The organism is Aquimarina megaterium XH134 (assembly GCF_000520975.1).
In the GTDB taxonomy this organism is placed as follows: domain Bacteria; phylum Bacteroidota; class Bacteroidia; order Flavobacteriales; family Flavobacteriaceae; genus Aquimarina; species Aquimarina megaterium.
In genome coordinates, this window is the sequence record NZ_JACB01000063.1 from 1 (window position 1) to 13,231 (window position 13,231).

Below are 13,231 nucleotides of genomic sequence, written 5' to 3' on the forward strand. Positions count from 1 at the left end.
ATTAGAGCAGTTTACATTCTCCATTTCTGCAATGGTCATTGCGGTTTGAGGAACTATCGTATGTACATAGTTCTTATCGGATAATACTACCTGGGCCTGAAGATTCAATCCCATTAGTATTAATAGTATATATATAATTTGTTTTTTCATGTCTTTCTTTTTTATTGTCTCCCTGGTCCATCTCCGTCACCACCACTACCAGAAGAGTGATTTACTACAACTTGAACTGATAATGGTATTTTTTGTCCGGTACGGCTATCGGTAACAGTAATACCAAATTCATAATTCCCATTGTCTTCAACTCCATGAGTATAAAAAGTGTGACTAGCTGCATTAGTGTTTAAAGTATGGTAGGAGGAGACACTTCCTGTTCTAGTCACGTCCCAGTTTGACCGGGTGTATTGCCCTGACCCTCCTATTGCATTTACTGTAAAAGTAGCATCAGTATTAGAACTGGTAAGGTAAAAATCATTGCGAGGAGATATTGTTGCTGTCATAGGATTGTATGAATATATGGTAACACTTTTTTCTTTGAAATGCCCCGAAACTGTGTTGTCTATAACACGAAATTTAATGGTATATTCACCTGCAGTTGGGAAATTATTAGAGTAACTAGTACCCGTAGCACTTTGTTTTACGTTGTTCAAATACCACTCGTATCTTCGAGAACCCGAGCCTCCTCCAATACCATGAGCACTAAAAGATATATTTGCGCCTTTTACAATATAGATTTTACTAGCATTTACTGAAGGAATATTTAAAGGATTATAGACATATAGTGGCTTTGCTTGACTATTTACAGATTTACCACTTCTGTTATCAATCACCTTACAATATACATTTTGTGTCCCTGACGTAGGACTAGTATAGGTAAATGTAGTTCCTGTACTGCCTTGTTTTACATTGTTTACATACCACTCATAACGCAAATCTCCTGTCCCGCCTCCTATACCTGAGGAAGTAAAACTTACATTGGTACCTGTAATTACATGTGCATGATTTGCACTTACTGTAGGTACATTGATCGGAGGATAGGCTACTACCACACTCATTGTCTTACTTACACTATGTTTGGTTTGCGTATTATACACTATTACAGATACAGTGTATGTGCCTTCACTGGTAAAGGTTTTGGTAAAACTTGTCGTGCTATCACATTGTTCTTGTATACCATCAACAGACCAGGTATAGAGATCGGCACCGCCACTTCCTGAGGTATTGGCGGTAAAAGTAACGGCCTGATTGGGTTGTATGGCACTTAAGCTTGGATTAATGGTTACATCACCCAAAGTAGCCGTTTGTTCTCCCTGGTAATTATAACGTACTTGTTGTGCAACATGCTGATCATTATCTAATCCATACATGAGTCTATTAAATTCATCATATCTATAATAGGTGGTATAACCTTTAGCATCGGTCATACTTGTTATCCCAACCAGAGGGTCATAAGTATAGCCTGTTATTTGAGCATCTGCAAAATAGGTATGTTCTCTAAGATCTTTAAACAAATTACGCATGGTTTCCTCTTCTGCAGCTGTATCTTCTGTATTCGATGCGGTTTGTAATTGGGTAATTATTGCTGTAGCCGTAGCAGGAATTCCTGTATAACTGGCATTAGCAATTTTTACAATAGGCTTAGTGTTTTTATATCCCCAGATATACATGATCCGACTTCCATCAGCCTGTGAAACTTCTAATGGATTTCCCCGAACATCATATTTATGATATATGATTCTATTTTCCAGTTGATTCGTGATGGCATTGTATGTCCCTTTTAAGGCCTGTATCTCTATTGGTAAAACAATTCCATTTCCCCAATCTTTATAGTTGGTTCGCTTTGTACTTAATAAAATGCCATCTTTGGCACTTTCTACTTGTATAGGTGGCATGATGCGATGTTGCTCCTTTAATTTATCTATCGATGATTTTTCTATAGGTGTTAAATCATCATTCCCTAAATCATTGGTATTGCTCACATCATTTGGGTAATAGGTCTTAGTACTTACAATTTCACCTTTACTGTTAGTTGTTTCTACTTTTGTGGTCTGTAAATGATTTATCCCATCATAATAATATTTTGTAGAAGTACTAAAAACAGCAGGGAAATATTCCTTGGATTCTGTCGCTATTAATTTTACCGTTTCTCCCATTGTAGGGTAGCTTCTATAATCTAATTTGAATGCTGAAAGATCCTCAGTATTTCCATAATTAGGGTTAAAAACATATAAACCGTTTAAACTGGTACTATTGTAATATTTGTAGGTGTTTTTCTCCTCTTTTATTAATGTTTTTTGATCTGCCCTATTTTGATAGTATTTTTTTTCTAGTAAATTACCTCTTCTCCAGTCTAATGATGTTGAGGGTTTAAAAGGAAAAGTTCGACTAATATTATCATCATAAAAAGAAAATAGATACTCGGTTGTTCCATTTGTATTTTTATCCAAAATGTATTCAGTTACTTTTTTATACCCTACATAACCCCCACCAATGCTTGACAATGAAGTAAAACTATTTGATTTACGAGTATATACCGGAACGGTCTCAAAATAAGTAGATGGTGGATTAGAACCGAAATGACATGAATATTGAGCTTGTCTAAGATTAGTATATACCGGTAGATTTAATGCTTCTCCATCTTCATACTCATAGTTCTTAACAATAGTACCGGTTGCATTATCATGAAGCTGTATCTGTTTTACCCTCTGGCTTCCTACAGTTACGATTTGATTTTGAGGGACGTCAACAGTATTAGCCATTAAAACCTGGGCAAAACCATAAGGGATATTCATTCCTTCTCCCGGAGGTCTGTATAGTTCAAGTTCTAATGTATGTTCTCCAGGACTTAATTCTATACAGGTAGCCTCTGGGCGATCTGTAGGCAAAATAGTTCCGTCTAATCTAAGGACATATAAACAATCATTTCGATCAACACAAGTATACTCGGATTTTATATAAATAGAAGGAAGGTTAATTGATAGATTACATGAATTTTCTTCTACTGTAAATTTCTTCTCGATTATCCAGGTATTAGGATCATCAACATTTAATTCACTACTTGATAATGTAGCCAGAATATTAGGCCGTATATTAGGTTTCTCATAATCGTTAAACCCAAACCTATCTGCATTATTGGCTATATTGTTTTCATATACATACTCGGTATACCCTCCTGTTGGATATACGATTTTATTGAGAATTCCTGCTTTTGATTTAACGATATCCACACGACGGTTTGCTCCACTCAAAGTAAGATAATCAGCTGCTCCCGGATTAGGCGCCCATACATTTTTTATATGTACTTCGGGAATAAGTGAATTATTCTGAGCTCCATTATAATATCCCCAATAATCCTGGGAAAAAGAAGTTCTCGCCGGAAGCTTTATTGGATTATAATAGAATTGATGTGGTGGGATTTTATGTGCTCCTTTTTGTTGCTGTACAGAGCTCAGAAAAAGTCGTTTACCTACTTCATTAGGATCTTGAGGGTTGATACAAGGAGATGGATATAACCTTGAACCCTGCAGATTAAAAGAATAGTAATAATTAAATACATAAGATGTAATTAATGTATTAGTAAGAGTATTATAAACCTCTATTTTGTGTAATGCTTTATCTTTTTCAAAATCTTCTCTGGTACTTGTTTCTGGCACAAAAACTATTTTGGTATCTATAGCATTAATTTCTTTGATTTTTGCATACAAGACATTATTGTTACTATATGAAGTAACCTTAGAAAAATTAGTGATAGGAAAATTGCAAGGAGCATTTTGACTGGCAATTCCATAACTATCTTGCTGCCCTCCCAGAGTGCAGACATCTTTTTCATACTGATCATAACTAAATTCTACGATGTTTCCATTGATGTCTTTTATACTTGAAATATACCAGGCTGTTTTATGAGAAGAAGTTGTACTTAATCCTCCTCTGCCTCCTTTGTCACTAAAATTTTGATTCAGTAAGCTAAAATCGTAAGCCTTGTTTTCACCAAAATGACATTGGATTCCGTTTGGTAATATAATTTTCCATTCCTTTATGTCTTTATATGCCGCCGGATCTTGGTAAATAGGAGCGATTTTGATATCGTCCTTACTGAAGAAAACGACATCCTTGGTTTCCTGATCAAAAATAAATTTCCCAGAATACCCCAGTATATTAAATTGAAAAATATCGGCCTCATAATCCAGATTTCCATCAGATGCCAATTGTAATAAATCTCTCCTTCTTTCTTGTGAAGCATTAGAAAAAGCCTTTACTTTTCTATCTCCGGTAACAGTTAAATAGCCTCCTGAGATATCATCGGGTAAACCTCTGGTAGATCTAAAAACGGCCCCTCCATAATTTAAACTCCAACCCGTACCTACCCAGGAAGCAATTTCGCTAACTTTGATACCAGCAGAATGGTAGGATATATTGATTGGTAATTTTATCCCTTTTTGTTGTAACTCCCATATCGGAATACTAATTTGAGGAATTCCTGTATAAGTTGCTGCAGGAATTTCTGTGTATTTCCCTAGAGAGGATGCCTCTGGGGATACAGGGATGATTTTTGGGAGTTCTTGAGCAAAAGAATTAATCCCAACTAATAGCGAAGCTATTAGTAGTATTTTTCGTATCATAATCGATTTGTTTTATAAAAGTAATGAGTGACTGCTTTTTATTTTTTAATCATATTCCCGATGCAATATTAAACTATCCCAGTTTCGTTTTTCGGGACTGAGAAAAAAAAAGTGAAAGTTTTTTTAGAAATAAATTTGAAGGGGGTTTTTGGTTACAGATTTTGGGTCTTGGATTTCGGGTTAACTACTCCCTTAATTACCCTATAAAAGGGTTGATTATATTCGTTTTTCTATCTTTTGTGTAGAACCCAAAAGTAAAATCAACAGGCTCGGCATACACAAAACTCTGTATCGTGATATCGTACTCGATAGGAGCATTTAAACTTTTCATTGTATTAATAATGCGATACAGTTTGGTTTTTGAAATTCCTAATTTAGAAGTCAGTTCATCTGGTGCTCCTGTTGCTTGCAATCGAATAAGTTGATCAATACGTTCTATAAGTTCGATTTGTTTGATAATACTATTCATGATGAGTTGCAGATTAAACCCAGATAGTGCACTAGAACTTTAATATAAGTGCTAAAAATGTAAGGAAAGATGTTTTCTAAACATCGACATAAACACAATATGCTATCTCTAAAAGCATACTGAAATGTCTATTTTGCTATACGCTTAACACAGCATACATTTCCTAATGCATTATCTAAGGTAAAGTAATGAGAATATTAGTCATTGTTTAATGCAATTATGGGGTAGTTTACATTAGGTACGTAATGGGCTAAAAAAGGTATTTTGTTATATACATTCTTTTAGAATATTCGCTATAATTTTGTTTCTTTTGGTATCCTTTGTATTGGGTCATCTTACTATTTTTTTGTTCCCTCAAATGTACGGTTACAACGTAATCAAAAACAAGAAAAGTAAGTCGGTATTTATCAAATACGACTTACTTCGATACATATAAAACACTAGTTTTAAACTACTTAAACACAACCCTTATCCAAAAACTAATATTGCAGAAAAAACAAAAATCTGAAAGGTTTTTGCAATAAAATGAGAAAAAAATGATGCTAATGCATCAATTTTTTAAAGTCTCATGTTACAATCTTAATTGTAGTCTTGATAAAATTTACATTTTGAAGTGAAGGATAAATTTTTAAGCAAAAACCTTGTCATCCTGAGCTTCGTCGAAGGATCGATACAATTTTTCTCCACGTCACCTCGAGCACAGTCGAGAGGTCACTACGAAAAATCACTCAATTTGACGGTTTCCTTAAACTAAATTCTTACATCGAATTCAAGTTAAGTAGAAAGGATATCAGAAATGCGAAGTAATTCTTTATTAATTTCGTGACCCTCTTTTAGGCCAACATCAAAACTGGTTGCTGTAATTTCATTATTAATAATACCTACCATTACATTTTTCTCTCCGTCTAGAAGTAATTCTACTGCTTTAACACATAATCGACTAGCCAGTGTTCTATCAAAACATGATGGGGAGCCACCGCGTTGCATATGTCCTAAGACAGTGACTCTTACTTCATAATCTGGTAAGTTTTCGGTTACATAGTCTGCCAATTCATATACATTTTTCCCTGTTTTATCACCTTCACTTACTACGACTATGCTCGACGATTTACCCGATCGTTTACTACGTTTTAGTGATTCTAATAATCGGTCAAGCCCTAGGTCTTCTTCGGGAATCAGAATTTCTTCTGCTCCTGCGCCTACTCCACTATTTAGAGCAATAAATCCGGCATCACGGCCCATTACCTCTACAAAAAACAATCGATTATGTGAGCTGGCCGTATCTCGTATTTTATCTATCGCATTGATCACTGTATTTAAGGCAGTATCATAACCAATCGTATAGTTTGTCCCTGCAATATCATTATCTATAGTACCCGGGACACCAATAACAGGAATATCATATTCTTCGCTAAAAATCTGTCCTCCTCTAAATGTCCCATCACCACCAATAAGAACCATAGCATCTACTCCTATTTTTTTAAGCTGATCTGCTGCTTTTTTTCTTCCCTCGGGAGTTTTAAAATCTACAGATCGGGCAGATTTAAGTATTGTTCCTCCTCTACTAATGATATTTCGAACACTTCTGGCATTCATTACGGTATGATCTCCTTCTATCATCCCTTGGTATCCCCGATAAAACCCTATGCATTTTACATTATAATAAGCACATGCTCTCGCTACAGCACGTATTGCTGCATTCATTCCAGGAGCATCTCCTCCCGAAGTCATAACACCAATGGTTCTTATCTCTTTTGCCATAATTAAATATTTAGTAGATGAATTGATCTGCCATTGAAATAAAATCTTTGCTTAACAGATTAGTTGTTCTTTTCGGTAAAGTTAATAAAATTCGGAGTTTCAATTTTGGTCGTATCCTTGGGTTTTGCAATAGAATCTTTTGCTTTTTTATTTTTGAAAATCTTAGTCCATAATTCATTAAAATTATCAAAATCAACTGAGTATGAAAGTCCAATCCCTTGTTCATATCCCTGATTTCCTGCACCTACAAATTGAATTGTATTTTCCCGGTTAAAAATCTTTCCTCTCAGGGATCCATCTTCATTAAAAAGGTATTCTACCTCAACATCTCCAACGACACTAGATTCGTTAACTCCTCCAATAGGAACTCCTACTCTCCCGTTAATCAGAATTCTGTTACTAATCTGGGTAGAAAGGGTTAACCCAAACTGATCTGCATCTTCCTGATCCAAGCTTTTAACACCCTGAACATAATTTAACCCTACCTGAAACTTATCATCTTTATCAGAGAAAACATTATTAAAAAGGTTGGATGCTCTTTCTGCCACCAAACCACCAGTAAGCGCGTTGGCATCAAGGGTTCCGTTATAAAACTGCCCAGAAGAGACCAAAGAGAGTGCTTGTAATTCTTTATTAGACTGATCGCTTAGTTTATAATCCAACTCACTTTTTATCACAGAGCTTAAGTTGGGAAATTCTATATTAAAATTAACATTAGGTTGAATTAATTCTCCCTGAAGGTCTATTACTACTTCTACTGGGATTTTACGGTTTATAGAAGAGTTTTCTAACAATATTGCAGGATTTGCTTCTGTTTTGTATACTGCACTAAGGTCCAAAAGTGCTCTTGTAGGGCTTCCATCCCAATTAATTGTCCCTCCTTCTCTAACAGTAAACAGTTTTTCTACAAAGGCTCCATATCTAAAATTATACGTTCCCTCATACGCTACAAAATCACCCCACATATTAAATTTACCATTGGTATTAATCTCAATAAGTAATGTCCCGGCTCCACGTCCTTTTAACGAACTTCCTGTACTTTTATCTACGACAACCTCTACTTCGGCATTATCATTTACATCAAGTTCAAAATTAAGTTCTAGTCCTTTTATATCATCTAGTACAATTTCTTTTCCTTCTAGTCGGGCTCGTTTCTCATCGGGGCTTAAAAAGTGGATATATGAATTATCTCCTATAGATTCTGTTTCGTTTAACGGAATTTTAAAAATAGTGCCTCTTTCTGTTTTTGCATTAACATCGATAACCAATTCATCGGTTGGCCCTTTGATAGTTGCATCGCCACTTATAAAGCCGGTACCATAATACAGGGATTCTTCGTCTTCTTCGGTATCCAGAACCAGGAGTCTTTCATTAGCCAATACTTCTAATCCAAGTTCCCATTTAGAAAACCTTCGATGTGCAATGTATCCTCTCAGAATACCTTTGGTTTTATATTTTGTATCTGTAATATCAACATTATCAAAGTTAAAACGTTGTTGCTTTAAAATAACTTTTGAGTTATCGCCTAAATCGAGGTCAATATTAAGGTAGGGTACTGTAAGACCAGCCTGATCTAATGTCAATACTCCATCCATAGAGGGGTTTTTATAACTACCCGATATTTTTGCTTCTCCCGAAACAAACCCTCGTATATTGGTAAGTACGATTCCCCCGAGTGCACTAAATTCTGAAATATCGAAATCATCTAATTCTAGATCTACATCTATTGATGGGTTTGTTTTTGAAACATTAATTCCTCCTATGGCAGATAATGTTTTTTGTTTTTGGTTATTAATCAACCGTGTATTCACATTATATTGTGTAAGATCTTCGTTTCCGGAAACATTAAATCTTAATTCTCCCAGCAGTGTCTTATTAACTTCTAAATCCCGAATCACTACAGTAGAAGTCGGAAGGTAACTACCACTTTCCTGAAGAACCGATAATTCTCCATCTACTCTCCCTTTAAAATTTAAACTATCAATCCTGGGTGTTATTTTATTAAGATCTACATTTTCAAAGGTTGCTTTTAGATCCTTATAATCTTTACCTCTTGTAACTCCATTAAGCTTGATCTCTTCATCCAGATAACTAAAGATTACCGATCGTATATCTATATTTTTAAAATCATTATCAAAAATAATCTTATTGTTTGCTTTACTCTTTTCTCTATTGGCATACCAGGTATGGCCTTTATATGTGAAATCAGATTTTTTTATCCCTACTACAGAATTATTATCTTCGTTTATCGTATGATAGAACTCCAAGTTAAAATTGTCTTTATTGTTTTCTCCTCCCTTAAATTCTGAGTGCATAAATAAGGTATCTTTTAAGGTAACATTAATCAAACTAAACTCAGAAACATCATAATATTTTGAATCGATACTATCAATAGCGATATAGGTATTAAATAATGGGTTTTTATTATCTATCTGGATATCGACATCCTCCATAAAATTATCAAAAGCCTGAATCGATGGTGATTTAAACGTAAGTTTAAACTCTGATTCATTACTCTCTACTTTTCCTTTAATACTGGTGTTTGGTGCAAATTGGACTTCTGGAAAGAATACATCAACTATTTTATTATAAATATTGAAATTAAACTCCATAAACTCATCATCGGTAATTTCGGTGGCTTCAAAATTGGTATACAGACTTCCAATAGAATTTCTAAACAGGTCATAAACATTTTCGAATCTAAAAATTCCCTTTACATTACCTTCTACAATATCTGGGCTATTGATTGTAATGGTGCGTATATTTTTATCATCAAAACTTGATCTGATCTCAAAATCTTCGAAATAAAATCCTGCATCCTGATTGGTATACAGGGTTTTTTCAAAAGCAATTGTACCAAAAGCATCATTGATCCCCGTTCCTTTCATATTCATGTATACATCGCCATTAAAAACAGAAATACTGTCTCGGGTAAATAAGTTTAGCTTATTAAGATCCATATGATCTACATAAGCCTTAAAATTGTAATTATGTATTTCTTGTGATAAATCTGCTACTCCATTAAAACTAAACCTTATGTTAGGATCTTTAGAATTAAGATTACCATCAAACACACGGTCTTTAAGGTTTCCCTGTGCTTTTAAACCTGTATAGGTATACCCATTAAAATCAAGTTTGCTAATATCTCCTTCTATCTTGGTATTCAGGCTTTTTAAAGTAAAACCTGTTCCGTCTACATGAATATCAAAAACAGAATTTCCTATTGATTTTCTACCTAATAGCTGTCCTACATTAAAATTATTAGAAATAATATTTCCGTTATAGGATGCACGTTCTATATCATTAAGGTTTTCTAACAAAACAAAGGCATTAATCTTCCCTAGTTGTGAAAACAGATCCATATCTATATCTACAGCTTTTGTAGTTACAATAGCATTACCAACGGCACGCACACTACCAAATTGATATAATTGCCGTGGTAAAGAGGTGCCTAGCACATCTGGTAATAAATTCACCAGATCATAATAATTGCTGGTTAAGTTTTTAAAATCTCCTTCGAGCTCAAATTTTGAGGCATCGCTAACTGCATTTTTAATTCTTATATTTCCTTGTATTATGGATCTATCTAATCCCGATATGTTAGCATTAACTATTTTAAAATCATTAAGCACTCCTCTAACCGAGGTATTTTGCATCCTAAGCATTTGGTTTTTTCCGAATTCACGGTAAAAAGGAATCAAATCATTGGTAGAAATAGCTGCATTATCAAAATCTGCAGTAATATTTACCTTATTTTCAAAATCGTCTAACCCTCCAACATCATAAGAGAATAGAATTTCACCTTCGATCTTAGAGTCGTTGGTTTCTATAACCAATTCCTGAAACTTCATATCTGTAGAAGTTATCGTAAAACAAGTTTGAAGTTTGGAAACATCTAATCCTCTAAAATCTTTAAACGATAAGGCATCTATAGTAATATATACATCATCGCCATCTACCAAAAGGCTTTCTGCATCAAGAACGATATCGGTATACTCTACAGCTTTCGGGTTTCTTAAATTCTCATTAGTAAAACTATATTTTCCTCGCTGCAGGTCGATATTTTTTGTTGAAAGGATAAATTTTTCTCCAGAAGGTGGTTTTTTCCCTGTATTGAATTTTCTAACAAACGTCATCAGGTTATCACTACTTTCATCTTTATATATTTTCATATCAAAGATCAGGTCTTCTATAGCAACTTGTCCTAACTCGGGTCTGCCTTTGGTCACTTGTGTAATACTTCCTATAGAAGTTTTTATACTCCCGGCATATATTAATGTATCCTGATGATGGTCTCTGACTAAGATTTCCTCGAGATATACATTACCTGCATAGGTTAATCCTATTCGGTCAATATGGATATCAACACCATAGGTTTCATTAAGATAATTGGTAACTTTTTCTGCAAAATAAGTTTGAACCGCAGGAATAGAAAACAGCACTACCAAAAATGCAAATAGCGACAAAAGGACAAGAAATGTCCTTAACAATATTTTCCTAAATTTCCTGATACGTTTTATTGTTTTAACTTTGTTGACAATATTAACAATTTCTATGCCTTTTTCCTCATAATGAATCCACAAAAAATATACATCCTCGGTATTGAGTCTTCATGCGATGATACTTCTGCAGCTGTATTATGTAATGGACAGGTTTTATCCAATGTTGTTGCATCGCAAAAAATACATGAGTTATATGGTGGCGTTGTGCCCGAATTAGCCTCTAGAGCACATCAGCAAAATATTGTTCCAGTAATCGATCAGGCAATTAAACAAGCAAATATAAAGAAAGAAGATTTACATGCCATTGCTTTTACCCGAGGCCCCGGGTTAATGGGATCTCTATTAGTGGGCACTTCATTTGCCAAGTCATTAGCCCTGGCTCTGGATATCCCTTTAATAGATGTTAATCATATGCAAGCGCATATTTTGGCTCATTTTATTGAAGAAGATGAGTTTGATATCCCAGAATTTCCTTTTTTGGCAATGACAATAAGTGGTGGACATACACAGATTGTTAAAGTTAATGCGCATTTTGATATGGAAATTATTGGTGAGACTATCGATGATGCTGTTGGAGAAGCTTTTGACAAAAGCGCAAAGATATTTGGATTGCCATATCCTGGAGGACCATTAATTGATAAATATGCACAGATGGGAAATCCAAAAGCGTTTCCTTTTCCTAAGCCAAAAGTTGGTGATCTCAATTTTAGTTTTAGCGGGCTTAAGACTTCTGTTCTCTATTTCGTTCAGAAAAAAGTAAAAGAGAACCCTGATTTTGTAGCCGAAAATCTTAATGATATATGTGCATCTCTACAATATACAATTATTAATATCCTAATCGATAAACTTAAAAAAGCTTCTAAACAAACCGGTATTAAAAGTATCGCAATTGGTGGTGGTGTTTCTGCAAATTCGGGAATTAGAAAAGCACTAAAAGAAGGAGAACAAAAGTATGGATGGAAAACTTTTGTTCCCAAATTCGAGTATACTACAGATAATGCTGCAATGATCGGAATTGTAGGCTATTTAAAATACCTGAAGAAAGATTTTACGGATATGAGTGTCGTAGCCAAAGCCCGAATACAATTCTAATCTATAGTGTTTTATAAATGTATAACCTGATTTTTGACTATAAAATATAAAATGCAATTATTCTATAACCATACTTTAACAACATCTAGTAGTGAAATAAAATTTTCGAGAGAAGAAAGCAAACATATTGCCAAAGTATTACGAAAAAAGGAAGGAGATCAATTGCATATTACCAATGGTTATGGTTTTTTATTTATTGCTCGCATTATATTTTCTAACCCATCCCAATGTATTGCCAAAATTGAAAGCTATGACCAGCAACAGCATAGAAAGTATAAAGTACATCTAGCTGTAGCTCCTACTAAAATGAATGATCGATTTGAATGGTTTTTGGAAAAAGCTACTGAAATTGGTATCGATGAAATTACTCCTATTATTTGTGATCACAGTGAACGAAAAATCATCAAGGCAGAACGATTCGAACGTATCCTTCAAAGTGCGATGAAACAATCGCTGCAATGTTATTTACCAAAGCTAAACCCAGCTATTACATTTTCTGAGTTTATAAAACAGGAAAATGAAGATCAATTATTAATCGCACATTGCGAAGAAACCAAAAAGCAATCTTTAAAAAGTGTTCTTCTGCCAGAAGTAAATACTACCATTCTTATCGGTCCCGAGGGGGATTTTTCGACAAAAGAAATTGATATAGCGTTAAGCTCGGGGTATACACCAGTTACATTGGGAGAAACCCGATTACGTACCGAGACTGCAGCAATCGTTGCGGTACATAGTATAGCTTTTATAAATAATTAAATGAGCTACCTCAACACAATAGAAGCAGCTCATTT

The 13,231-nt window shown here is 34.5% G+C and carries 6 protein-coding genes; 2 read left to right on the plus strand and 4 right to left on the minus strand.

The features are described from left to right. Window positions 1-161: 161 nt before the first annotated feature. From Z053_RS0125255 to Z053_RS0125270, 4 genes are all read right to left on the minus strand, one after another. A complete protein-coding gene (locus Z053_RS0125255; RefSeq protein ID WP_025667745.1) occupies window positions 162-4,616 on the minus strand; it encodes a PKD domain-containing protein in 4,455 nt (1,484 codons plus the stop codon). Window positions 4,617-4,812: 196 nt separating this feature from the next. Further along, window positions 4,813-5,085, minus strand: coding sequence for a hypothetical protein (locus Z053_RS29330; protein WP_025667746.1), 273 nt, complete (start codon window positions 5,083-5,085; stop codon window positions 4,813-4,815). A 774-nt stretch (window positions 5,086-5,859) separates the two neighbouring features. Continuing rightward, window positions 5,860-6,846, minus strand: coding sequence for a 6-phosphofructokinase (gene pfkA / locus Z053_RS0125265; protein WP_025667747.1), 987 nt, complete (start codon window positions 6,844-6,846; stop codon window positions 5,860-5,862). Window positions 6,847-6,905: 59 nt separating this feature from the next. After that, on the minus strand, window positions 6,906-11,312 hold the full coding sequence (locus Z053_RS0125270; RefSeq protein WP_035096861.1) for a translocation/assembly module TamB domain-containing protein: 4,407 nt from the start codon (window positions 11,310-11,312) through the stop codon (window positions 6,906-6,908). Between the two features lie 105 nt (window positions 11,313-11,417). Between Z053_RS0125270 and tsaD the strand changes: the two genes are divergently transcribed. Next, window positions 11,418-12,440 (plus strand): tRNA (adenosine(37)-N6)-threonylcarbamoyltransferase complex transferase subunit TsaD, encoded by a 1,023-nt coding sequence (tsaD, locus tag Z053_RS0125275; RefSeq protein WP_025667749.1) that lies wholly within the window; start codon window positions 11,418-11,420, stop codon window positions 12,438-12,440. A 51-nt stretch (window positions 12,441-12,491) separates the two neighbouring features. Beyond that, window positions 12,492-13,196 carry a 16S rRNA (uracil(1498)-N(3))-methyltransferase gene (locus tag Z053_RS0125280; RefSeq protein WP_025667750.1) on the plus strand — a complete coding sequence of 235 codons (705 nt, stop codon included), beginning with the start codon at window positions 12,492-12,494 and terminating at the stop codon, window positions 13,194-13,196. Window positions 13,197-13,231: the final 35 nt, after the last annotated feature.

What these genes read in the sequence shown, in the direction of transcription:
- Z053_RS29330 (WP_025667746.1), bottom strand. Translation starts at nt 5,085, where the DNA reads ATGAATAGTATTATCAAACAAATCGAACTTATAGAACGTATTGATCAA.
- tsaD (WP_025667749.1), top strand. Translation starts at nt 11,418, where the DNA reads ATGAATCCACAAAAAATATACATCCTCGGTATTGAGTCTTCATGCGAT.
- Z053_RS0125280 (WP_025667750.1), top strand. Translation starts at nt 12,492, where the DNA reads ATGCAATTATTCTATAACCATACTTTAACAACATCTAGTAGTGAAATA.
- pfkA (WP_025667747.1), bottom strand. Translation starts at nt 6,846, where the DNA reads ATGGCAAAAGAGATAAGAACCATTGGTGTTATGACTTCGGGAGGAGAT.
- Z053_RS0125255 (WP_025667745.1), bottom strand. Translation starts at nt 4,616, where the DNA reads ATGATACGAAAAATACTACTAATAGCTTCGCTATTAGTTGGGATTAAT.